This window comes from Fictibacillus marinisediminis, from assembly GCF_023149135.1.
Taxonomy (GTDB): domain Bacteria; phylum Bacillota; class Bacilli; order Bacillales; family Fictibacillaceae; genus Fictibacillus_C; species Fictibacillus_C marinisediminis.
On sequence record NZ_JAIWJX010000002.1, the window covers coordinates 520,161 to 544,206 of the forward strand.

At 44.4% G+C, this 24,046-nt stretch carries 22 protein-coding genes, 1 pseudogene and 1 riboswitch; of the genes and pseudogenes, 18 read left to right on the forward strand and 5 right to left on the reverse strand.

What is annotated here, in order from left to right:
* The first annotated feature begins 13 nt into the window (after positions 1-13).
* From LCY76_RS02955 to hcp, 5 genes are all read left to right on the forward strand, one after another.
* Positions 14-634: a TetR/AcrR family transcriptional regulator gene (locus LCY76_RS02955; RefSeq protein ID WP_248251397.1), complete on the forward strand. Its 621-nt coding sequence runs from the start codon at positions 14-16 to the stop codon at positions 632-634.
* A 16-nt stretch (positions 635-650) separates the two neighbouring features.
* On the forward strand, positions 651-1,544 hold the full coding sequence (locus LCY76_RS02960) for an ABC transporter ATP-binding protein (RefSeq protein WP_248251398.1): 894 nt from the start codon (positions 651-653) through the stop codon (positions 1,542-1,544).
* The gene (locus tag LCY76_RS02965; protein ID WP_248251399.1) at positions 1,541-2,338 is read left to right on the forward strand and encodes an ABC transporter permease subunit; all 798 of its coding nucleotides are present in this window, start codon (positions 1,541-1,543) and stop codon (positions 2,336-2,338) included. The genes LCY76_RS02960 and LCY76_RS02965 overlap by 4 nt, the downstream gene beginning before the upstream one ends.
* Before the next feature lie 25 nt (positions 2,339-2,363).
* A complete protein-coding gene (locus tag LCY76_RS02970) occupies positions 2,364-3,158 on the forward strand; it encodes an ABC transporter permease subunit (RefSeq protein WP_248251400.1) in 795 nt (264 codons plus the stop codon).
* A gap of 460 nt (positions 3,159-3,618) precedes the next feature.
* Positions 3,619-4,905 (forward strand): hydroxylamine reductase, encoded by a 1,287-nt coding sequence (gene hcp, locus LCY76_RS02975; protein ID WP_248254568.1) that lies wholly within the window; start codon positions 3,619-3,621, stop codon positions 4,903-4,905.
* Between the two features lie 174 nt (positions 4,906-5,079).
* Here hcp and LCY76_RS02980 read toward each other — a convergent pair whose 3' ends face one another.
* On the reverse strand, positions 5,080-5,373 hold the full coding sequence (locus tag LCY76_RS02980; RefSeq protein WP_272885553.1) for a nucleotide pyrophosphohydrolase: 294 nt from the start codon (positions 5,371-5,373) through the stop codon (positions 5,080-5,082).
* A gap of 117 nt (positions 5,374-5,490) precedes the next feature.
* Here LCY76_RS02980 and LCY76_RS02985 point away from each other — a divergent pair, with 117 nt between their 5' ends.
* Positions 5,491-6,684 carry a class I SAM-dependent rRNA methyltransferase gene (locus tag LCY76_RS02985; RefSeq protein WP_248251401.1) on the forward strand — a complete coding sequence of 398 codons (1,194 nt, stop codon included), beginning with the start codon at positions 5,491-5,493 and terminating at the stop codon, positions 6,682-6,684.
* A gap of 225 nt (positions 6,685-6,909) precedes the next feature.
* On the opposite strand, the gene LCY76_RS02990 is transcribed toward LCY76_RS02985, so the two are convergent.
* Positions 6,910-8,208 (reverse strand): esterase-like activity of phytase family protein, encoded by a 1,299-nt coding sequence (locus tag LCY76_RS02990; protein ID WP_248251402.1) that lies wholly within the window; start codon positions 8,206-8,208, stop codon positions 6,910-6,912.
* A 113-nt stretch (positions 8,209-8,321) separates the two neighbouring features.
* Here LCY76_RS02990 and LCY76_RS02995 point away from each other — a divergent pair.
* The 8 genes and pseudogenes from LCY76_RS02995 to LCY76_RS03030 form a co-directional block, all read left to right on the forward strand.
* Positions 8,322-8,495: pseudogene (locus LCY76_RS02995) on the forward strand (formaldehyde dehydrogenase, glutathione-independent); the annotation flags it as partial.
* Between the two features lie 288 nt (positions 8,496-8,783).
* Positions 8,784-10,055, forward strand: a complete 1,272-nt coding sequence (locus LCY76_RS03000) for an L-lactate MFS transporter (protein ID WP_248251403.1) — start codon at positions 8,784-8,786, stop codon at positions 10,053-10,055.
* A 44-nt stretch (positions 10,056-10,099) separates the two neighbouring features.
* Positions 10,100-10,459, forward strand: coding sequence for a Na-translocating system protein MpsC family protein (locus LCY76_RS03005; RefSeq protein ID WP_053355810.1), 360 nt, complete (start codon positions 10,100-10,102; stop codon positions 10,457-10,459).
* A 299-nt stretch (positions 10,460-10,758) separates the two neighbouring features.
* Positions 10,759-13,116: an FdhF/YdeP family oxidoreductase gene (locus LCY76_RS03010; RefSeq protein ID WP_248251404.1), complete on the forward strand. Its 2,358-nt coding sequence runs from the start codon at positions 10,759-10,761 to the stop codon at positions 13,114-13,116.
* A gap of 12 nt (positions 13,117-13,128) precedes the next feature.
* A complete protein-coding gene (gene fdhD / locus LCY76_RS03015) occupies positions 13,129-13,917 on the forward strand; it encodes a formate dehydrogenase accessory sulfurtransferase FdhD (RefSeq protein WP_248251405.1) in 789 nt (262 codons plus the stop codon).
* Between the two features lie 267 nt (positions 13,918-14,184).
* A complete protein-coding gene (locus LCY76_RS03020; protein ID WP_248251406.1) occupies positions 14,185-15,117 on the forward strand; it encodes an aldo/keto reductase in 933 nt (310 codons plus the stop codon).
* A 95-nt stretch (positions 15,118-15,212) separates the two neighbouring features.
* Positions 15,213-15,443: an excisionase family DNA-binding protein gene (locus LCY76_RS03025; RefSeq protein WP_248251407.1), complete on the forward strand. Its 231-nt coding sequence runs from the start codon at positions 15,213-15,215 to the stop codon at positions 15,441-15,443.
* A gap of 133 nt (positions 15,444-15,576) precedes the next feature.
* Complete coding sequence (locus tag LCY76_RS03030) at positions 15,577-16,830, forward strand: methyl-accepting chemotaxis protein (RefSeq protein ID WP_248251408.1); 1,254 nt, start codon at positions 15,577-15,579, stop codon at positions 16,828-16,830.
* Between the two features lie 37 nt (positions 16,831-16,867).
* On the opposite strand, the gene LCY76_RS03035 is transcribed toward LCY76_RS03030, so the two are convergent.
* From LCY76_RS03035 to cidR, 3 genes are all read right to left on the reverse strand, one after another.
* A complete protein-coding gene (locus LCY76_RS03035) occupies positions 16,868-17,242 on the reverse strand; it encodes a hypothetical protein (protein ID WP_248251409.1) in 375 nt (124 codons plus the stop codon).
* Positions 17,239-17,772 (reverse strand): acyl-CoA thioesterase, encoded by a 534-nt coding sequence (locus LCY76_RS03040; RefSeq protein ID WP_062238780.1) that lies wholly within the window; start codon positions 17,770-17,772, stop codon positions 17,239-17,241. Before LCY76_RS03040 ends, LCY76_RS03035 begins: the two co-directional genes overlap by 4 nt.
* A gap of 226 nt (positions 17,773-17,998) precedes the next feature.
* Entirely contained in the window at positions 17,999-18,883 is an 885-nt protein-coding gene (gene cidR / locus LCY76_RS03045) for a cidABC operon transcriptional activator CidR (protein WP_062238778.1), read from the reverse strand.
* Positions 18,884-19,010: 127 nt separating this feature from the next.
* Between cidR and LCY76_RS03050 the strand changes: the two genes are divergently transcribed.
* The 4 genes from LCY76_RS03050 (at position 19,011) to LCY76_RS03065 (ending at position 24,002) form a co-directional block, all read left to right on the forward strand.
* On the forward strand, positions 19,011-19,718 hold the full coding sequence (locus LCY76_RS03050) for a hypothetical protein (protein ID WP_248251410.1): 708 nt from the start codon (positions 19,011-19,013) through the stop codon (positions 19,716-19,718).
* Between the two features lie 118 nt (positions 19,719-19,836).
* Positions 19,837-19,946, forward strand: a riboswitch (SAM riboswitch).
* A 131-nt stretch (positions 19,947-20,077) separates the two neighbouring features.
* Entirely contained in the window at positions 20,078-21,193 is a 1,116-nt protein-coding gene (locus LCY76_RS03055; RefSeq protein ID WP_248251411.1) for a sugar ABC transporter substrate-binding protein, read from the forward strand.
* Positions 21,194-21,497: 304 nt separating this feature from the next.
* Positions 21,498-22,997 carry a sugar ABC transporter ATP-binding protein gene (locus tag LCY76_RS03060; protein WP_248251412.1) on the forward strand — a complete coding sequence of 500 codons (1,500 nt, stop codon included), beginning with the start codon at positions 21,498-21,500 and terminating at the stop codon, positions 22,995-22,997.
* Entirely contained in the window at positions 22,998-24,002 is a 1,005-nt protein-coding gene (locus LCY76_RS03065) for an ABC transporter permease (protein ID WP_248251413.1), read from the forward strand.
* Positions 24,003-24,046 lie beyond the last annotated feature (44 nt).

The following is a 24,046-nucleotide window of genomic DNA, read 5'->3' on the forward strand; positions in this document are numbered from 1 at the left end:
AGAAGTGCTGCCTGTGTTTTCGAAATTTTACAATCTGGAAGATGAGAAACAAATTAAAATTTTAAATGCTGCCATCAAGGTTTACGTGCAAAAGGGCTATGACCATGCATCGACCAATGAAATTGTGAAGGAGGCCGGCATATCAAAAGGACTGCTGTTTCACTATTTCCAAAATAAAAAGACCTTGTATCTTTTCTTATTTGATCACTGTATCGAGGTGGTCATGGAAGACTTTTATAAAAAGGTAGTCATGGAGGAAACGGATTTTTTTAAAAGGCTTCACGACATGACGCTTATTAAGATGGAGCTGCTTCATACCTATCCTGACATCTTCCGTTTCTTTGAGAAAGCGATGCTTGAAGAGTCAGACCAAATTCGAAGCGACTTTCAAAGCAGGATTAAAACCTTTACGGCCAGCAGTTCCACTTGGCTTTTTGATGGAATTGACACCTCGAAGTTCCGTGATGACCTGGATCTCTCAAAGGTCATAAAAAGTATGCTGTGGGCATTTGAAGGGCTCAGTGAAGAAATACGGGCCAAAGCGAAACTCCAAGATCTTGAGGTTGATTATGACGAGGTGTTTGCTGAAGCAGCTGCTTACATTGAAATGTTTAAGAAAGCTTTTTATAAATGAACAGGAGGCTGCAGCCATGAATGTGATTGAGATCAAAAATTTAACGAAAAGATATGGCAATGCCAGGGGAATCGAGGACATCAGCTTTCATGTGGAAGAAGGGGAAATCTTTGGCTTCATCGGTCCGAACGGTGCCGGTAAATCCACAACGCTCCGCACGCTGCTGTCCATCATTTATCCAACGAGTGGAAGCGCTGCGATTTTCGGAAAAGACGTCATTAAGTACGGGCCAGAGATCAAAAAGCAGATCGGGTATCTGCCTTCAGAGGTGTTCTACTACGACAAAATGAAAGTGAAGGACCTGCTGAACTATTCCGCAAGCTTTTATAAAAAAGACTGCAAGAAACGGATTCATGAACTCGCAGAAATCATGGATTTGGATCTTAATAAACGAATCGATGACTTGTCCTACGGAAACCGGAAAAAGGTTGGGATTGTTCAAGGCTTACTTCATGAACCGAAGCTGATCATTCTGGACGAACCGACCGGGGGACTGGATCCATTAATGCAGCAAAAGTTCTTTGATCTCTTGAAAGAGGAGAACAAAAAGGGAGCGACCATTCTGTTTTCCTCGCACATCCTGAGCGAAGTGCAGAAGATGTGTGACCGGGTTGCCATCATTAAAGAAGGAAAGCTCATTACGGTTGAGAAGATCAGTACCCTTCAAGAAAACAACCATAAGAAGATTAGAATTGAGACAAAACACCCGGTGGATGCTGGATGGTTTGCAGTGGATGGTGTGACGAACATGCAAAGTGAGGACAATAAGATCAGCTTCTTATACAGTGGCAACATTAACTTGATCATGAAAAAGCTTGCGGAAATTGAACTTTCGAACGTTTGGGTGGATGAGCCAGACCTTGAGGAAATCTTTCTTCATTATTATGAGAAGGAGGATGGTTCCAAGTGAATATCTTCTTGCATGAGCTTAAGGTGACCCGTAAGTCCATGCTGATCTGGGCATTTGCTCTAGCGGCAGTCACGGTACTGTTTTTCTCGATCTACCCATCGGTTGAAAAAGATGGAGATCAGTTTATTAAGGTCCTTCAAAATTATCCGGAAGGTGTGTTGAAGGCATTAGGCGTTCAGATCAACACGATCACGTCACTCCTTGGATTTTACTCGTATTTCTTTTTATATGTGATGCTGTGCGGTGCCATTCAGGCGATGAATCTTGGAACCGGGATTTTATCCAAGGAAGTCAGCGGGAAGACAGCAGAGTTTATTCTCGCGAAGCCAGTGACGAGAGCACAGATCATCACCGCTAAGCTGCTGGCTGTACTTTATACGTTAATTTTCACCAATGTCATTTTTATTGCCGTTTCATACGGTATGGCGGTTGCAGTAGCAACAGCAGATTTTAACGAAGAAGCTTTCTTCTTCATGTCAGCGGCAAACTTTTTTGTACAGCTCGTGTTTGCGTCGCTTGGTTTTCTTGTATCAGCAGCTTTTTCAAGGATCAGATCGGTACTGCCGCTCTCGTTAGGTACGGTCTTTGCTTTTTTTATCCTCAGCATGTTCGGCTCTGTCATAGGGGATAAAGCGATTCGCTATATTACACCGTTTAAATATTTTGATCTGTCATATATTATGAAGCATTCCTCTTATGAGCCGGTTTATATCAGTATTGAAGCTGCCGTCGTCATGGTGGCGATCGCGGCCAGTTATGTGCTGTTTACGAAAAAAGACATCCATGCGGCCTAGCAGGATAAGGAAGAGGTGATAAACGATGAACATCTTTTGGAGAGAGTTGAAATACAGCCGTAAGTCCATGATTTGGTGGTGCGTCGGCATTCTCTTTATGGTGGTTTCAGGAATGAGCAAGTATGGGGCCATGAAAAGTTCCGGTCAGTCTGTGAACGAGATTTTTGCTGCGATGCCTAAATCGCTTCAGGCCATATTTGGGTTAAGCTCACTGGATTTATCAACCGCCATGGGATTTTACGGCATGCTGTTTTCGTATCTTGTCTTGATGGCAACTATCCATTCCGTCATGCTCGGCGCCAATATGATCGCAAAAGAAGAGCGTGACAAGACGTCAGAGTTTCTGATGGTCAAGCCAGTATCCCGAACAAAAATCATTACATCAAAGCTTGCAGCATCCATTGTACTGCTTGTGATCTTCAATCTCGTAACCTATGCTTTTTCGGTTGCAATGGTGATGCACTATTACTCCGCAGCAGATACAAGTGAGATTGGGAAATTGATGGCTGGATTGTTTTTGCTGCAGCTCTTATTCCTGGCGATCGGAATGGCCATCGCGGCTGTGACCAAGAGTCCGAAGAGGGCAGCGTCCCTCGCGACCGGCATCCTTCTCGTCACGTATATTCTGTCCATCGTCATCGAACTGAATGACAGGCTTGATGCTCTCAAGTACATTACGCCGTTTAAATACTTTGAGGCGAAGAACCTGATAGAGAATAGCGGATTTGATGGTGTGTTTGTCGCGTTGTCAGTTGTGATTATTGCGGCGGGGATTTTCCTCACTTACGTATCGTACCAGAAGAGGGATTTGAAAATTTAAAAGCAGTTTAGAGGTTCCTGAAAATGGGGCCTCTTTTTTTTGGTGGTAAAAAATCTTTTATTCTAGCAAACGCTTGTCCATTCCAATCAACTCTAGCAATCTCGTAACCTTTGTTGCTCTTGGGAGTGGTTGATTTCCGTTTCAGGTTGCTCGCTTTCCGCGGGGCGAAGCTTAAGCCTTACCGGCGCCAGCGCCTGTGGGTCTTACCTGTCCCACTGCTCCCGCAGGACAAGGAAGGCTTCGGCAGCGTTATATCGCACGAAGAAAATGTGAAATTCATTTTCGAGGAGTCTCGCACCTTTCACCTTGTGATAATAATCACAGATATCAACCCTTTTAAGCGATAGTATTAATTTGTAATCTCGAAGTTTCCCCTAAGCAATCAAAACGTATAAAAACTGTTTAGATTAATACCAAATTATAAAAAACAAAAACAGATTTTTAAAAAGGGATGAAAAAAATGTTTTGTTATCAATGTGAGCAAACTCCAACTGGCGGCTGTAAAACCATAGGTGTATGTGGGAAAGATGAAAATATTGCCAGTTTACAAGATACTATCATATTTGGCTTAAAAGGAATTGCTGCTTACCGGACGCACGCAAATCAATTAGGGTACACGGATCCCTTCGTTGATGCGACCACTCATGAAGCGTTATATATGACGCTTACAAACTCGAACTTTAATGTACAGGAACATATTGATATGGCAATGAAAGTTGGGAAAGCGGCTGTTCGTGTAATGGAGTTGTTGGACAAAGCACATACAGATCGTTTAGGAATTCCTGAACCGATTAAAATATCGCAAAATAAGATAGAAGGAAATGCCATTGTAGTAACTGGTCATAATTTATTTGCATTGGAACACCTTTTAAAGCAAACAGAAGGAAAAGGGATAAATATTTATACTCACTCTGAAATGCTGCCGGCACACGGTTATCCAAAACTTAAAAAGTATCCGCACTTAAAAGGAAATATCGGTAAAGCCTGGTATGATCAACGCCGCTTGTTTGAAAAGTTTCCGGGTGCCATTTTAGCAACGACCAACTGTGTGATGCCGATTAAAGGAACGTATGCCGACAGAATGTTCTCCTATGAAGTGGCCGGCTTAGAACATGTTCAAAAAATTGAAAATGATGATTTTACTCCATTAATTCAGCGAGCATTGGAGCTTCCTGAGGTGAATATTGAATCTGACGAAACATTACTTACAGGGTTCCACCATCAAACTGTCATTGGTATAGCTCCTGAAATCATCCAAGCGGTAAAGGATAAAAAGATTAAACGTTTCTTTGTCATTGCCGGTTGTGACGCACCTGGAAAGGGTGGAGAGTACTATCGAAAACTAGCCACATCCCTGCCACCGGAAACGGTCATTTTAACCACTTCATGTGGCAAATTCCGTTTCAATGATGTAGATTACGGAGACGTACCCGGAACGAATATTCCACGCTATATCGACCTTGGCCAATGCAATAACTCCGTTTCAACTGTAAAAATTGCACTAGTTCTGGCCGATGCATTCGATTGTGAAGTAAACGAACTCCCTGTTAGCATCGTTCTTTCTTGGTTTGAACAAAAAGCGGTTGCCATTCTACTCGGATTGTTCAGTCTTGGCATCCAAGACATCCGTATCGGACCCAAACCTCCTGAGTTTATCTCACAGGGTGTAATGCAAGTATTACAAGACACCTTTAATCTAAAGCTCATTGGGGATGTCGAGGAAGATATGAATGCCATGCTTTCTTAATGTCAGCGTATAGGAATCCTAAACATTTGTTTAGAAGGAGTCAGGCTCCAAGAAATCACAATTTAACAAACCTAAGCCCGAGGAGATCCCTCGGGCTTATTATCTGCCGTTGGCTCCAGCCCTTCCTGTCACTTTTGGTTCTTACGGCTGTTTTGGAGATTACCCATGTGGCGTTTATTTTACTGGATACTTTACCGCATTCTTCTCCATCTTGTTACGTACAATCTCGTTTACATCCACATCAAGCCTGTCCGCCAGCTGAAGGGAGTAGATGATTACGTCAGCCAATTCATCTTTAATGTCTTCCAGGTTCCCATCGACCGCTTCCTGGCTTTCTTTCCACTGGAAGTTTTCCAGCAGTTCAGCGGCTTCAAGCGTTATGGAAAGGGCAAGGTCTTTTGGATTATGATGAGGGCCCCAATTTCGTTCGTCCCGGAATTTTCGGATTTCATCTATTAAATGCTGCATGATATCGTTGGCTCCTTTATAGGTATTAATGATTTCTTTTACGATAAGTATTATAATGACAGAACGTGAAGAAGAATTATAATGATTTGATAAAATTTGATAGATGAATTGGGTGGAATGATGAGTATAGCTCGTGTAAAAATAAAATCTTCCGATAAGAGCATCAAAGGCGGATCGCCCCTGATCGTAAGCGATGCCGTCTCTTACGTGGACAAAGGTCTGGCAGAAGGGACAATCATTGAGATTATTGATGAAAGCGGCAAATTTATCGGCAATGGCTATTATGGCAAGCAGAATAAAGGACTGGGATGGATTTTAACCCGCAAGCCGCAGGAAAACATCGACCAGGATTTTTTCGAAAAGAAAATAAAGGCGGCCATCGAAAGCCGGCAGAGGTTGTTTGATAATCCGCTGACCACAGCATTCAGGGTGTTTAACGGTGAAGGCGACGGCATCGGCGGTGTCACGATGGATTATTTTGACGGCTATTACGTCATCAACTGGTACAGCGAGGGTATTTATCAATTTAAAGAATTTGTTCTGCAGTCGCTTAGAAATCTGACTGATTTTAAAGGGATCTATGAGAAGAAGCGGTTTGCTGAAAAAGGAACGTACATTGAGGACGATGATTTCATCGAAGGAGAACGGGCTCAGTTTCCGCTCATCGTTCAGGAAAACGGCATTCATTTTGCTACATACTTAAATGAAAGTGCGATGGTGGGTGTTTTCCTGGATCAACGAGAAGTCCGGAAAGCCATCCGGGACAAGTATTCAGAAGGCAAAAGGGTATTGAACACCTTTTCGTATACCGGTGCTTTTTCTGTGGCAGCCGCATTAGGCGGAGCCGTGAAAACGACCAGCGTGGATCTGGCCAACCGAAGCCGAAGCAAGACGCAGGAACAGTTCAGCATCAACGGAATCGATTACGAGTCACAAGACATCATCGTCGAGGACGTATTTAACTATTTCAAATATGCGGTTAGAAAAAAGCTGCTGTTTGATCTGGTGATCCTTGATCCGCCGAGCTTTGCGCGATCCAAGAAACATACGTTCAGCGCAGGAAAGGATTATCCGGCTCTGCTGGAACAGGCCATTGCCATCACCGAAAGGAATGGTGTGATCGTCGCTTCGTCCAATTGCAGCACCTTTGGAATGAGCAAGTTCAAAGGCTTTATTGATAAAGCGTTCCGCCAGACCGGCGGCAAGTATAAAATCCTTGAAGAACACAGTCTGCCTGAAGACTTTAAGACGATTAAAGAGTTTAAAGAAGGAGATTATCTTAAAGTCGTTATTCTAAAAAAACTGGCATAATATAAAAGGGGCTGTCCTGAAAGTCAAAAATTGACCTTCAGGCAGCTCCTTTTTCGCGCAAAAAATCTTCAATGAAAAGTTGATTATAGTGGAAGGTGCGAGACTCCTGCGGGACTAGCGTGACAGGTGAGACTCCCGCAGGCGCTTGCGCCAAGAGGCTCACCGCACGCCCCGCGGAAAGCGAGCGGACTGAAACGGAACCCTTTTTTAGATTACGGTGTTTTTTCAGGGTAAACGGAACAGCCAAAGTTCTGTTTTACTATTCGGATCTTCAATTCCAAAGTCGTTGTCATTAATGACAGCCATTTTTTTGCCCTTAACTAATGAAATACCCTCAGCTTTTTCATAAGGATAATCGTAATTTAAAAGATTCAATACTTCCTCCTTAGCAACCGTTTTAATTCCCGCAGCTTTTAAATCTTTTGCGTTCATTTGTTCGAGCGTTTTTCCTTTATGTTTGTCCTTGCCTAAGATGTTTGTTGCACCTTGAAAATTTATTTTATATATTTTCTTCAATTTCGCTTTTTTTCCTATTTCTGAATCTCTTTCGTCGACAAGCAGATTATGTTCATTAATAGCATAAAGATCAGAGACTCCAATATCCTTTTGATCAAATCCCAACCTTTGTCCATTAGCAGTAATGTATACATATTCTGCTATTGCCTTTGAATTTTTTAAATTTATTTTTAGAATCCGAACTAATCTCGAATTTTCACCAGGGTTTGACAGTGCACTTTGTGTCATCGTGAAAAGATAACGTCCATCTGGAGTAATCGTCACGCTTTCGAATCCTTTATTTTCCATGCGTTTTGTTAGAACAGCAGGCAAACTCGCCTTCACAGGAATCAGAGGTGCGTTTTTAAATTTAGATTCCATCCCAGACGGTATTAACCGTTTTACAAGGGTACCATCTTTTTTCATCTGGACCAGACTTGGCCGGTATTCATCACTTAACCAAAACGTTTTATCTGTAGGATTGTAAGCAAGCCCTTCAGTATCTAAACCATAGGGATCATATGACAAAACACTTTTTCCTTTCGCATCATATGGTGCTTCATCAGATTTTTTGAAATTAGGCAAACCTGTAATAAAGGAGTTTCCCGTAACTGGATCTGATCCTTTTGCTAACTTTAATTTAATTTGTTCTAATATTTTCATTTTTCCTTTAGAAATTTCAATTTTATACACTGCAGGAGTATACATTGGTATTGGAAAGGTTCTCCGTTCTTCACTATTTACGGTCAATTTTCCATTGGGGCCCCGATCGGACGAAGAATAAAAAATGTTATCAGGATCACCTGGCAAATGCAGGAGAGAAGATCCCATAGCCGCATGGATACCTTTAGATAACTTTGGCGGATTTTCTAAAGGATATTTTCCAATAAGTTTAACAGAAGGGGTCGAAGTACTCTTCTTTCCTTTATTCCCCTCTTGCTGCTTATTGGTGGATGGTCTGGAGCATGCGAATATTGCTATGCATATGATCGAGATTACAACAACTTTTAGAAACATAAATTTTTTCATCCTGGACACCTTTTTCTTTTGTATAATTTTCTTTCTTATAATGGGCAATTAAAACTGTATTATAAGTAAAATTGATTTGATAAATTTTTTTCAATTGAGATTGACTTCGGATTATGCAGTATCACCGGGGTCTGATAAAATCCATTTTGTACGGAAAAGCGCAAATCGCCAAGACGTTTAATGCAACTGTTATTTCTATAGCTGAAGCACCGTCAGGATATAAGGACTTTGACAAAGGGGCAGCAAAAAAGTTTGTCATTGATCCTCATGGCGTGGTAATAAACTGACATAATTTTTATATGGACACTTGACTGACCCATTTAATTCCATTACTATTAAGATTGAAAAATTTGAATATTCCCCTAACGTTAAGTTAGGGAATCATTTGGCAAGGAACAGCGAACCTGTCTCCTGTTAAAAGGATTCTTCTGTAAGCGCTTCAAAAAACCGGATAGGTTATACCACAGCGAACCTGTGATTTGCTGCCGCCGCAATCTTTTTTCTTATAGTTACTATGTAACTGTGAGGTGAGTTTGTGGCGGTTTTTTATTTACATAAAAGAGGAGAGGGTTATGATGAGCAAGGTCAAAAATCGATGGTTGATCGCACTGTCGGGAGTGGGAATTCATATTTCCATCGGCTCGGTTTATGCGTGGAGCAATTTTACGACTCCATTAAGTGAGAAGTTTAAGTGGACGGCAAGTGAGGTGCAGCTGACGTTCAGTCTGGCAATCTTGATTTTGGGGCTGTCTGCGGCCTTTTTGGGCCATTTTGTTGAAAAGCACGGGCCAAGAAAGGCAGGTATACTGGCTGCTGTCTTTTTCGGAGTCGGTGTGGCTGGCTCGGGCCTCGCCGTACAGCTGGGATCATTGCCGCTATTGTATGTTTTTTATGGAGCACTTGGCGGAATCGGCCTGGGAGTCGGTTACATTGCACCTGTCTCCACTTTAGTAAAATGGTTTCCTGACCGCAGGGGGCTGGCAACCGGGCTTGCCATCATGGGGTTTGGCTTCGCGGCTGCAATCAGTTCTCCGATCATGGACAGTCTGATTAAATCGGTTGGGATCGCCAACACGTTTTATATTCTCGGAATCTCTTATTTTATCGTGATGCTGGCCTCGTCTCTTTACCTGGAAAAACCGAAGGAAGGCTGGGTGCCAGAAGGCTATCAGGAGAAGGTGGACAGCGGAAAAGCAACTGTCGCACAGGACTTGTCACAGCTGACGGCCAATGAGGCCATTAAAACAAAACGCTTCTACTATCTCTGGCTCATGCTGTTCATTAACGTGACCTGCGGCATCGCCATTCTGTCAGCTGCTAAACCGCTCGCTCAGGAAAGTATAGGGATGACCACCGCAGAAGCGGCAGCACTGGTTGGAATTTTAGGCTTATTTAACGGATTCGGCCGAATTGGCTGGGCATCTGTTTCTGATTATATCGGCAGGACCAATACATACACCACGTTCTTCGTGCTGCAGATCGTCCTGTTCTTTTTTCTTCCGAACGTTACGACCACGATCATCTTTGAAATTATGCTCGCCATCGTCTATACCTGCTATGGCGGAGGCTTTGCTTCCATTCCGGCGTATATCGGTGATTTATTTGGAACGAAACAGCTCGGAGCCATCCATGGCTACATTTTAACCGCTTGGGCAGCAGCAGGATTGGCAGGCCCGCTGTTTGCCGCCTGGGTGAAGGATACGACAGGCAGTTATGCAGAAAGCCTTACCTTCTTCGCTGCTCTGTTTATTGTGGCTCTTATCGTTTCTTTCCTTGCAAGGCTGGATATTCGCAGGCTTAAAAGGGAGAAGGGAACGGACGAACAGTTGCGCGTTGAGCATTTCTGATTTATAATTTTATAAGCAAAATGCAAAAATAAAGGTTGTCGTTTATGAATAATTATGAAGCAGAATTCAGTAACCTGGTAAGAGCTTTTCGTAAGCGCCATATGGGGAAAGGTCCCCGGCAGATCAAAACGACCTTTTGTAAAAACTGGGCCATTTGTGAAATGGAAGGCAATCTATCACCGGTCGAGAAGTTTATTTCAGGCTCTAATGAGGGCAAGCAGATGCTTCGTTCGGCCCGTACCGAGATGGTGAAGGACATGTACAAAAAGAACCATCCGGTGGAAATGGAAGAATTGCTGGGCGCAACGTTTCTGGAGCTTTTCGTAGATATTGATATCGAAAAAGACTTCGGGATGTCCATCTTTGTTTTTGATGAAAATATTCAAGAGAAATTTAAAAAATAAGAACCATCTGTGTTGGCACTTGGCAGCGTTCCTGTTAAAGACTACCACCGCGGTTCCCGGTTTCGCGTAATCGGGTCCCCGGTGGTTTTTGTTTTTTTCAGGGTTGTGAGGGTATTTCGATCATGCAGATGATTGAGGGGAAATGAATGCGTCTAATCTTGTCGATGAGTGTCGAGTACGAACTGTTCGACAATAAAATTGGCCATTTCGATAATAAATTGGTTTTTTTTAAGAAATAACGCTGGAAAACCATAAAAATCAACTTAAAATCCTATAAAGAGGAAAAGGAGTATATCAGTATGGGAAAAACAAAGCATCAAGGACCGATTAAACTCCCTAAGAGCCCTGCTCCCAAACATTGGGTCAGCCCGGTTCCTTTCGGGCTGGGAAAAATTAAACCGGGACATATCCGCGATACGATGAAGGTAGCATGGGAAAACCGCGATAATCTTTCTTATGCCGGACGCATTTTGACGCAGGGTGTGTGTGACGGCTGTGCGCTTGGCGTTTCAGGGCTGTACGACCAAACCCTCGCCGGACCGCATGTTTGTACAACAAGGCTGAACGTTCTCCGCTTAAACACGATGCCAGCTATGAAAGAGGAGCTTGTCCATGCTGACATTGATGAGCTGCGCAAATACTCAAGCGCCGAACTGAGAAAGCTCGGCCGAATTCCTTATCCGCTCATCCGCCGAAGAGGTGAGCGGAAATTTTCCCGTATTACATGGGATAATGCCATGGATTTAATTGCGGACAAGATGAAGAAACTGGATCCGAAGCAGGTGTCGTTCTTCCTCACCTCAAGGGGAATCACAAACGAATCGTATTATGTAGCGGCAAAGGTTGCTCGCTATTTAGGCGTGAATAACATTGATAACGCTTCCCGCATCTGCCACTCCCCTTCCAAAACGGCGCTGAAGCGTTCTGTCGGAATCGGGGCTTCCAGCTGCAATTACCAAGACTGGATCGGCTCGGATGTTATCGTCTTTTGGGGCTCGGTCGCGGCGAACAACCAGCCCGTCTCTACAAAATACATGTATGCAGCAAAGCGCAAAGGAACGAAGATCATCTGCATCAATCCGTACCGTGAACCGTCGATGGAGAAATACTGGATTCCGTCGATTGGAGAGTCGGCTTTGTTCGGCACAAAGCTTGCTGATGATTTTTATCAGGTAAACATTGGCGGAGATATCGCCTTCATGCACGGTATCATGAAGCATTGGTTTGAGATGGAGGAGAAAGAACACGGTTCTGCCATCGACCATCGGTTTGTAAAAGAACATGTGAATGGCTACGAGGAATTAAAGGCAAAGGTTCAGGAGCAAAGCTGGGAAGCCATTGAGGAATCATCAGGCGTCAGCAAGGATCGTATTTATGAACTCGCAGAGCTTCTCGCCAAAAGCAAATCCGGTGTTTTCGTCTGGTCACTTGGCTTAACGATGCATACATTCGCTTCTGACAACATCTCGCAGGTTGCTAATCTTGCGCTGTTAAGAGGATTTCTGGGGCGTAAACATTGCGGACTCATGCCGATCCGAGGACACTCCAGTGTTCAAGGTTCTGGGGAGATGGGAGCTGATCCATTCGTTCTTCCCGGCGGTGATTTTGAACCAAAAAATATCGAGCGTATCCAAAAGCTGTGGGGCTTTGACATTCCGAAATGGCAAGGAGACGTTCTAGGTGTTTCTCTTGAGAATATCCTTCTGCCTGAAGATCATGACCGGAAAATTAAAATGTATTACCTGTCAGGCGGCAATTTCCTTGAAACGATGCCGGATCCCGATTTTGTAGAGCGGGCTCTGTCATCGCTTGAACTTCGTGTGCATCAGGATATCATCTTTAACACGTCTACAATGGTGGATGCAGAAGAAGCGGTCATCGTACTTCCTGCAAAAACACGCTACGAGCAGGAGGATGGAGGCACATCGACCTCAACAGAACGCATGGTGTATTTTTCGCCTGAAATTCAAGGAAACAGCCAGCAGGTGGAGGAAGCCCGTACGGAGTGGAAAATCTATATCGATCTCGCCAAGCGTGTAAAACCTGAGAATGCCCATTTGGTAAATTTTAAGAATGGCCAGGAGATCCGCAGCGAGATTGCCATCGCCAATCCGAATTATGAAGGCATACAGCATTTAGAAGAACGCGGCGATGTTTTCCAATGGGGAGGGGCATGGCTCTGCGAAGACGGCATCTGCCCGACACCGGATGGCAGAGGGAATTTAATCCCGGTTGATATTCCAGACCTGCAGAAGGGTAAAGGTACGTATTATGTGACGACGAGAAGAGGGAAGCAGTTCAACTCGATGGTCTATAACGAGTCCGATCCGTTTAACGGCGCAGAGCGTTATGATGTGCTGATGAACGGGGAGGATGCGAAGGAACTATCCATTGAAGAGGGAGAAACCATCGTCGTTTACAACCAGCACGGTGTTTTCCAGGGCCGGGCGAAATTTATCGACATTGCCAAAGGAAACCTTGAAGTGCATTTCCCAGAAGGAAACTTCCTTTTGCCCAAAGGCGTTTACGAGGAATACTCCAAGATCCCGAGCTATAATGTAGCGGTTAAAGTGGAAAAAGCGGATCGGTTCAACGCCCGCAAGGATATAAAGTATCTGGAGAAGCAGATTCCTGATCTGGAAACAGAGATCAGCTAAAAAGGAGCAGTTATGAAAGACAACGTCATGAAAAGTATCAGCATTGTTAAATATGATGGCGATTCATTTCAGGAAATACAGGATCATGTCGCGACGGAATATGCCTTAACTATCATTGTCAACGATGATGAGTTCGCCACCATGGTCTGCACCCCCACCTACATGGAGGATTTGGTCACAGGCTTCCTGGCTTCAGAAGGAGTGATCCGCCTGCCGCGTGAAATCGAATCGCTATCGATTGATGAAGACCGGGGCTTTGCGTATGTACAGCTTCTGGATAAGAAGCCTGTCACGAATCAGCTTCAATCCAAACGGTTTATCGGTTCCTGCTGCGGAAAAAGCAGACAGTTCTATTTTCAGAGCGATGTAAAAAACGCCAAAACGATCATGTCCAAAGCAACCATCCAGGCGGAGCAATGCATCTCGCTCATGAAGGCCATGCAGGACAGCTCGGATGACTTTCACTCTACTGGCGGCCTGCACAATGCTGCACTTTGCACAAATGATGAGTTATTAATTTCGCGTTCTGATATCGGGCGCCATAATGCACTTGATAAAATATACGGACATTGTTTGAAGAACAGCATCGCACTGGGGGATAAAGTGATTGCCTTCAGCGGAAGGATTTCATCGGAAGTGCTGCTGAAGGTGTCCAAGATTGGCGCGGGGATCATTTTATCCAAGTCAGCTCCAACCACGCTGGCGCTTGAACTCGCGAATGACCTAGGCATTACTGCAGTTGGATTCATCCGCGGCAGCCGGTTGAACGTGTACACGCACCCCGAGAGGATTATTTTGTAATGCAGGAAGCCGATTCTTTTATAGAATCGGCTTTTTTGCTAAAGGGGAGAGTAAACATCAAAGTCTGCCCTCATGGGGTATGGGGCCGTTTTATGTTCAAAAAATCAATTTTATGTTCAAAAACCCCAGATTTATTTTCAAATTGTCGAATTGGGACGGAATTCAACCCGAGAAACGCACTCAAAAGCACCCCCAATCCAAATTTTTTCTTTTGGACAAGCGTTTTGCTACGATAGAACCAACAAAGAATAAGGAGTTGAGCAGCACATGGCGAAACAAACAAGACTCGGAAAAACAGATCTATGCGTAAACCCGATTGGACTTGGTACAAATGCGGTAGGGGGACATAATCTGTATCCGAATCTGGATGAGGATGCTGGAAAAGAATTGGTGCGACGGGCGTTGGATATCGGCATTAACTTTTTGGATACAGCTTTTATTTATGGACCTGAGCGCTCAGAGGAACTGATCGGACAGGTGTTAAAGGAAACGGGAAGCCGCGATAAAGCGGTACTGGCCACAAAAGGAGCTCATAAATTTGTCGGAAAGGAAGCCGTTTTCGATAACTCGCCTGCATTCTTAAAAGAAGCGGTAGAAGGAAGCTTGAAGCGCCTGCAGACCGACTATATCGATTTGTTTTATATACATTTTCCGGATGAAGACACTCCGAAGGACGAAGCGGTGGGAGCCTTAAAAGAGCTGAAGGATCAAGGGAAGATCAAGGCGATTGGTGTTTCTAACTTTTCCATCGAACAATTGAAGCAAGCCAACGTTGACGGCTATGTGGATGTTTTTCAGGGAGAGTATAACCTGTTGCAGCGTGACGCTGAAAATGAACTGCTTCCTTATACAGCGGATAAAGGTATTTCGTTCGTTCCTTATTTCCCGCTTGCCTCCGGATTGTTGGCTGGCAAGTATGACAAGGATACAAAGTTTGATGATCTTCGTGCGAAAATGCCTCACTTCCAAGGTGAAAATTTTGCCCGGAATTTAGAGAAGGTCGACCAAATCCGTAAAATAGCGGATGCAAAGAATGCGGAGGTTGCTCATGTCGTCCTGGCATGGTATTTAACGCAGCCTTCAATCGACACCATCATTCCGGGAGCCAAACGTGCCGATCAAGTAAGCAACAACTTAAAAACGCTCGATGTACAGCTTTCGGAAGAGGAAATTCAAGAGATCGGAAGGGTTTTCTCATAATAACAGCCCTTGAAGAAAAAACGCAATGGGTGGATAATAGGGGAGATATGGTGCTGTAAGGCTTGTGAAAATGGCAGCACGGAAAAGGTGAACCCATGTATCTCTCGCTAAAAGAAACGGCAGAATTTCTTGATCTGCCGGAATCCTATATTGAAAGTTTGATTCAGCAACAAAAGATTCGTGCCTTTTATGACGGCAGCGAGTATCTGATTAATAAAGAGCAGTTTAACTCCCACCTCGAACAGATGGAAAAATACAAGAAGCTGTTGGAAGAGTATATGAACGAGCCGATCCCTGAAGACTGGGATGCGAAAGACGAAGACTGATTAAAAACCTTGAACGCATCCATGGATGCGTTCAAGGTTTTTTGTTTTAAAATAGTGCAAAGTTCCTAGAAAAAACCGATATAACTAGTAATAAATGTAAACCAGTTCAATATGAATGAGAGGAACTAAGATCATGAGTTTGATGCACTATATTTTTCGTACTTTGATTATTGTTCTGCCTGCAACCTGCCTGGCCGGGGCTGCTGTCAGCTACGGAAACGGTCTTCAGGGACAGGCTTTCTTTTACACTACCCTGTTCACATTCTTAATGGGACTGGCTGTAGGGATTCTATCCGCATGTTTGAATCATAAGCGGTTTCTTGCACCAATGAATCCGATCAACAACTACCTTCATGACTTGGCAAAGGGCAGTATGGGAAGCCGATTGAAGGAGGAGGAACTGGGTCAGCTGAAGTCCATTGCAGCGAGCATTAATCATACGGTGGATTCCTGGGCACATGTGTTAACAGTCATTCAGAAGGCATCTAAATCGATCAATGAGTACTCCAATCATCTATCACATGGTGTCAGGCAAACAACGGGGGCAGCTGAACAGATCTCCGGAACGATGGAAGAGGCGGCCAAGGGTGCAGAGCATCAGGTGTACAGCGTTTCAGAAGCAGCCAGCCTCATCCGGCAGATGACAGAGAGCCTTCAACATGTTGACCAAAGTGCGCAGCGTGTTTCCAGCAGCATTCATGACACACTTGATAAAGCGAATATGGGAACTCAGTCCATCGGATCGGCAGAACAGCAGATGAACTCAATCTTCACGAATGTAAGTGACTTGTCCAACACGGTAAAAGGGCTCGGAGACCGCTCCAGTGAGATCGGAAATATCGTTGAAGTGATCAAAGGAATTGCTGAACAGACGAACCTGCTGGCATTAAATGCGGCTATTGAAGCGGCTAGGGCAGGAGAACACGGAAAAGGCTTCGCCGTCGTGGCAAGCGAAGTAAGAAAGCTTGCCGAACAGTCCGGAGAAGCAACTCAGCAGATCAGTGACATCATTTTTTATATTCAAAATGAGACCGCTCAGGTGGTACAGACGATGGATCTTGTCAATGCAGAGGTCAGCGAAGGAATCGGTGTTATGAATGACGCAGGATCCTCCTTCAAACAGATTCAGAACTCCATTCAGTCTGTAACTGAACATATCAGCCAAGTATCAGGTGCAGTACACGGAGTTTCTGCCGGAAATGAACAGGCGGTTACGTCAATGGACACGATTTCAGCCATTGCTGCTGAAACAGCCAAGTCTTCTCAGCAAGTGCTGGCTGCTACACAAGAACAGTTAGCTTCGATTGAAGAGATGTCAGCCTATACGGCTTCACTCGATGAACTTGCAAAAGAAATGGAAGAACTCACTCATACTTTTATTATGTAATGAAAAAAGAAGCAGAGAGTCTGCTTCTTTTTTTATATTAGCTGATGATCGCGGATGTCCCTACTAATGATTGCGGAGTTCTTCCGAGTGCCAGAAGGCTGATCTTGGCATAGCCGGCATTGGGGCAGCTGGAGATGGTTTTTCGCAGTGCCTCGATGTCTGTATCTGATAAAAGTTTTTCAATCTCACTTTTATAGAGGCGGATGACGGACCCTTGAACAAACTCAGGGGAATAGCGTCTGCAATCTTCATTCATAATAAGACAGCCCATGTATTGATATTTAAACTGAAGTGCACGAGTCAGATTGATGATGTGCACCCATTTTTCATAAAGAGAAGGGTACTTGCGTTCAAGGTTTTCTAAGGACTCTTTCGCTTCTTTCAATTCGCTGTGGCTGCATAACGTAATCATACTAATGCTCCTTCCTGCTGCCAAGGTTTTCTTAGTGTAATAACCTCAGCCAACTCCTTGCTTCGTGCTCTGCGGATCTTGCGCATTTCTGCACGGTCTTTCGCAGTATCAAAAAGGAATTTTTCTTCTTCGGTTTCAGGGATGACCGCCGGTACTTCAACCGGACGTTTGTCTTCACCTAAAGCAACAAAGGTCAAAAAGGCTGTAGCTGCGATTCTTCGTTCCCCAGTGATAATATCTTCAGCGATAACTTTACAGAAAATCTCCATGGAGCTTTTTCCTGTATAGGATACGAAAGACTCAATGCATACTGAATCGGTCTGGTGAATCGGATGCAAGAAATCAATCGAATCGGTTGATGCTGTTACACATGTTTTTACACGTGCATGGCGTCGTGCCGATAATGAGGCGGCACTGTCGAGTTTTTTCATCAAAACTCCGCCAAACAATGTGTTGTAATTATTCAAATCACAGGATAAAACCTGATCTGTATTTATAATGCGGCTTTCGCTCGTTTTTTTAGCTTCCAAAAGAATCTCCCTTTCTCGTTGTTACACCCTTTTTATATCGGGACGTTTTATCGTTTTTGCGTTTCCCTCTTACAGGACCAAGTGTACGCCTCCAAGAAAAGGAAGTAAAATTGTTATTTTTCATCATTTACATAGACGAAATCTATGTAAATGCTTTCAGATATACAGAAAAGGCATAGATGATTAAATGCAAAAGGCGGCTCTCCTTAGAGAACCGCCCCATTATTTACTCTTCTGATAATTGTTCTTTTGCGTAGCTGAGCCACTCTTTCGCAGCAAAAGATAAATACTGATCTTTGTTCCAAATCAGGGCGAGATGCCAGCTGATGGAAGGATTGACGACTTTAATCGCACGAACTTCATCCGTCAGATGCCGGCAGATGCTCTCGGGCAGCAGGGAGACCCCTAATTTACACACGACCATCTCCTCGATAAAGGACCATTGTGAGCTTTCTGACGTAATGTGCGGACTGAATCCAGCCTGATTGCAGGAGGAGATGATGCGGTCATGGAGGACGAAATCTTTGTTAAAAAGGATAAATGATTCCTCTCTTAGCTCAGCTAAATTTATTTCGTCCCGGACAGCAAGCGGATGGTCAGGATGGATGATGAGCCGCAAGTCCTCTTCCATAAAAGCAAAATGCTGAAACATATCGTTGTTTGTCGGAAGCACGACAACCCCGATATCCAGTTGAAGGCTTGCCACTTCTTCTTCGATTTTTTTTGATCCGTCTTCCATAAGCTCGAAGGTAATGTGGGGATATCTGTCATGAAAACTGCCGATCAATTTTGGAAAAAGGCGGGGATCAAAAATCGGAGGAAGCCCAATCCGAATATGCCCTTTTTTTAATCCGAGCAGGTTGTCCAGCTCCATCTCCAGATTGTTGAATGCTTTATCGACCAGCTTGGCCTGGTCAAATATGGTCTGGCCGGCATCCGTAAGTGTCAGTCCCTTTCGTGAGCGGTCAAAAAGGACAACCCCAAGCTCATCCTCCAGATTCTTGATCATTTTGCTGATGGTTGGCTGGGTGATGAAAAGGGCATCAGCCGCCCGTGTAAAGCTGTTATATTTTGCCACTTCAATAAAATACTGTAATTGTTTAATATCCACGAATGCACCTGCTTGCCGCATGAACGGCGTTATTTTTCTGTAGTTTATCACGATTGCAGAATAAAAACCAAAATAGGGCGAATATGCATATACTGTTTTATTGAGAGTGGGAAGGCTGGGATGGCAGATGTACAGACAGCGGCAGGTTGTGGATGTGAAAAGGGGAAATGTGGCGGGCGACGGTTCCATTGATACGGTGTATCTTACTGCTGAAAAAACAGCGGATAGTCCATACTGGGTGAACATTGCGGCCGTCGTTCAGGACGGAGGGACCAACCAGTATGTGCAACTCCCTCTTAAAGAAAACTCAGGGTACAATCCTACCCTTTTTCTCGGGGATTTTACAGGAGATAAGGTAGAAGACATCATGGTCGTTATGGATACGGGAGGCAGCGGCGGCATGATCAATGCCTATGTATTTGCCTACAGAGGAGGGCAGTTCGGGCCGCTTTTTGACTCTGGTGTATTCAGTGACCAATTGAAGTACAGGGTTTTTTATCTGGACCAATATAAAGCACAGGTGAACAGCTACAGCCTGAAGCAAAAATTTATCATCGATTTGAGTACGAAGGACAAGGAATACTTGTCTGAGATTTACTACCCGAATGGAAAATTAAAGGCTCCCATACAAGGATTTGTCTCACCTTTAAGCGGTCTTTACCCGGTGGACTTTGACCGAAATGGCGTGTATGAACTGCTGGCTTACCAAAACATCGCCGGCCGATATAACGCTGACCGCCTTGGCTATGTCCAGACTACCCTGAAGTGGAATGGCAGTGAGTTTGGTGCGGAGATGCAGAACGTTGCGATCTTTGGCGGGGATATCCGAGGATAAGCCTGGTGGATTAACCTCTCGTTGTGGAGAGGTTTTTTATATGATAAAAAAACCATTGACTTTCTCCCTTTTGCAGATTAAAGTAATAACTATATTTTCTAAAAATTAAATATTCATTCTCTTATCAAGAGTGGCAGAGGGACTGGCCCTATGACGCCCAGCAACCGTTCCGTAATGGAATTGGTGCTAATTCCAGCAAAACAGCATGTCTGTTTTGAGAGATAAGAGAGGACGAATCCGTTATACATATGCGATGAAACCTCTCTTTTTCCAGAGAGGTTTTTTTACGTGGTGGGGCTTATTTCGCTGGTCCCGTGCCCCCTTGAGAAGAGAGATATACAAAAAAGGGAGTTGGGGAAATGAAACGATTCATCAATTGCGCGGCAATCTCCGCGGTCGCTTTATCACTTTTATTAACAGGCTGTTCATCCGGAAGCAATACCGCTTCATCAGCTGGCAAACATGAAAAGGTCTCGTTCGATAACGTGCCAAAGCGGTTTGCCAAAGGGCAGGGAGCCCGAATCAAGGTTATCCGTAAAATCGGCGGTGATGATCATACAGCTCAATTTTTAGCAGGTGCTAAAGCGGAAGGGGAGGCACTTGGTTTTACCGTTGATACCTACACAGCAAACGGTGATACCGCCAAGTTCCATGATGCGATTGCCCAGGCGGCTGATGAGAATTACGACGGTTTTATCATCTCTCACGGTGATGATGCGGCTACCATAAACGATATTAAGAAACTGCGGGAAAAAGGAAAGAACGTGGTGACGTTTGATTCCAATCCGGACCTCGCGAAAGTAGGCGGTGTCACACTTACGTCTCAGGACGATGAAGCCCTTGCCAAGCTGGCTCTCGATCAGCTCGTTAAAGAGAACAAAGGAAAAGCCAACATCGTTTATCTTTGGGTAGACGGGTTCCCGCCGATGGTGCGACGCAACGCCGTCTTTAAAGAAACATTGAAGAATAACCCGGGAATCAAGGAAGTAGAGCGCTTTGGCGTTGCTTCTGCAGATACGTCGGTCCAGACGCAAAATGCGGTGACGGCCATGCTGAACAAACATAAAAGAGGCGAGATTGATGCCATTTTTGCCACATGGGATGCCTTTGCGATCGGGGCTGCACGTGCGATTAAAGAAGCGGGACGCAATGAAATCAAAATTTACGGTATCGACGTCTCCAATGCAGACCTTCAAGAAATCCAGAAAAAGAACAGCTCTTGGAAATACACAGCAGCTGTGGATCCTAAGCTCATCGGGGCAGTGGATATGAGAATTCTTGCTAAAAAGCTTGCGGGTGAAAAAACACCTCAAAAATATGATTTGAAAGCTTCACTTGTTTCACAAAAGGATCTGCAAAAATCAAACGAGGGTGTGAACATGGTCAACCTGTCCAAGGAAATTAAAGGCTGGGGCCAGTCTGATGCATTTGAGGAAGATTGGATGAAGACACTTAAGGATCACTACCAAAAATAACTGAAACTCTCAGGAAAAGAATGGGACTTGAATAGCCTAATAAATTGAACCGCACAAGAAAAAGCGAGCTCTTTTTCTTGAGTTCAATTTTCGGCTATTCAATTTTACAATTGCTGGCTCATACTACACCAGCAGTCCCATTTCATAAATGTAAAGTAAAAGATTTGAGGGTCTCTTGCACACATCAGTATGTGATGTATGTAAGAAAGCTAATCAAAATGAAATTTTATTTATGCAAAATGAAAACGCACACTCTCTTTTTAAAGTTAAGAGAGTGTTTGCTTTGAGGGAAGGGGAGAAGCAGATGGCTCTGTTGGAGATGAAGGATATAAGTATTGAGTTTCCGGGTGTAAAAGCGTTGAATCGTGTAAGCTTTGCCAGTGAAACCGGCCGGGTTCATGCGCTGATCGGAGCGAACGGGGCTGGGAAGTCGACCCTCATGAAGATTCTGTCGGGAGCCTACAATCATTACACGGGCGAGATTCATTTGGACGGAAAAAAAGCGGCCATCACTTTGCCGAGAGATGCCCTGGACGAAGGAATTCAAATCGTCCATCAAGAGGTTGACATCGCACTGATCCCGTATTTAACCGTTGGTGAAAATATTCTGCTGCATGATCTGATCAACGAGATGGGTAAAAAGCAGCTTGTAAGATGGAAACAGCTGCATAAGAAGGCATCGCAAATTTTAGAAGAGATGAACATTAACGTTTCTTCCAAAAAGCTGGTCAGTGAGCTTACTCTTGCTCAAAAGCAGATGGTTCTCATCGCCCGAGCGGTTTCAGCACAGTGCCGTTTTCTAATATTGGATGAACCGACTGCGCCGTTAAGCCACTCAGAAACTAACGAACTGTTCCGGATTGTCAGAAACCTGAAGTCTAAAAATGTAGGCATCATATTCATTTCTCACCGGCTGCCGGAAATCTTTGAAATCTGTGATGATATTACGGTGATGAGGAACGGTGAGTTAGTCATAAAAGAATCAATTTCGGAAACTTCAATCAACCGGGTCATCGAGCAGATGCTCGGCAAGGCGTTGGATGAGCAGTTTCCTGCCTTGAACGGAAAAGTGGGAGAAACTGTTCTTGAGGTAAAAGGACTTTCTGACGCCGAGAAGATCAAGGGTTTGAACTTAACGGTCCGTGCGGGTGAAATTATCGGAATCGCGGGACTTGTAGGAGCAGGAAAAACAGAGCTGTGCAAAACCCTGTTCGGCTGTACAAAGATTACAGCAGGAGCTGTTCTTCTCAAGGGGAAGAAACTGAAGCTGAAAAGTCCGCATCAGGCGGTAAAGCAGGGCCTGGCTCTCGTTCCGGAAGAACGGAGAAAAGAGGGGATTCTGGTCGCGGAATCGGTTGCTGCTAATCTAACAGCGGCCAATCTTGGACAGTTCACCAAGGTACTAAGTTTTCTGGATCGCCGGGCGGAAAAGCAAAAGGCTGTTGAAATCATTCAAACCTTAGGCATTAAGACGCCATCTGAGAAAACGAAGGTTCAAAATCTGTCCGGGGGCAATCAGCAAAAGATCGCGATCGGCAAATGGCTTATCGCAGATGCCGATGTTTATATTTTTGATGAGCCGACGAAGGGTGTAGATGTAGGTGCTAAGAAGGACATTTTTGAATTGATCTCTGCGCTGGCAAAACGGGGCAAAGCCATCCTTTATGCGTCCTCAGAGTTTACAGAGATTCTGGGTATCACGAACCGTCTTTACGTGCTGTATGACGGACGCAGTGTGAAAGAGCTCAAAACCTCAGCCGCGACGGAAGAAGAGCTATTATTCTATTCAACAGGAGGAAGGTAGATGGAGCTTTCAAAACCAATACCGGCCCAAGTTTCACCAAAAAAGAAATTTGAGCTGTTCGACTTTTTTTATAAATATGGAACGATCTTAACCATTATGGTCTTAATTGGTGTGTTCACTGCGGCCAATCCATCCTTTGTGCAGGGACACAATCTGATGAACATCTTACGGTCGATCTCCATCGTTACTATCATTGCGATCGGCATTACGATATCGCTGTCTGTCAACGGATTTGACCTTTCTGTCGGATCTGTGGCCTCTCTTTCGAATGCCATTGCGATCTCAATGTTTGTCTGGTTCTCCCAGAACACGGTGGTAGCGATTCTTTCCGCCCTCGCTGCCGCTCTGATTGTCGGCATCATTAACTCCGTGATGATTGTTAAAGTGAAAATACCGGATATGCTCCTGACGCTTGCCACCATGTTTATCATCCAGGGGATTGCACTCACGTACACGAAAGGGGCGACCATATCGCAAAACATGGTCATGCCTGATGGAACGTTTGCGACGGGCAAGATCAGTGCAGCGTTCGAGAAAATAGGCCAAGTCCCTTGGATCATCGTGATCATGGCAGCGGCTGTTCTACTTGTCCATGTTCTTCTCAACTACACAAAGCATGGGAGGTACATGTATGTCATCGGCGGGAATGAAGAAGCGGCAAGACTTTCAGGCATTCCGGTAAACAAATATAAGGTAGCGGCCTATCTGCTGTCCGCTCTTTTTGCTTCGATTGGCGGTATTGTGCTGGCATCAAGAGTGATGACTGCTGAAATTAATGCAGGCACTCCGTATTTAATGGATGCTGTGGCTGCGGCTTTTATTGGTTTTTCGGTATTTGGTGCAGGCAAACCCAATGCTTTTGGAACCCTGATCGGCGCTGTATTGATCGGAATTCTGCAGAACGGCCTCGTCATGATGTCTGTTCCTTACTATTCCATGGACATTGTTAAAGGGGCAGTCCTTGCATTTGCGCTGGCCTTAACGTATTACAAACAAAAAAAATAAGAACCCATTAAAAAAAAATGACTGTCTGTCCTTTCTCAACATAC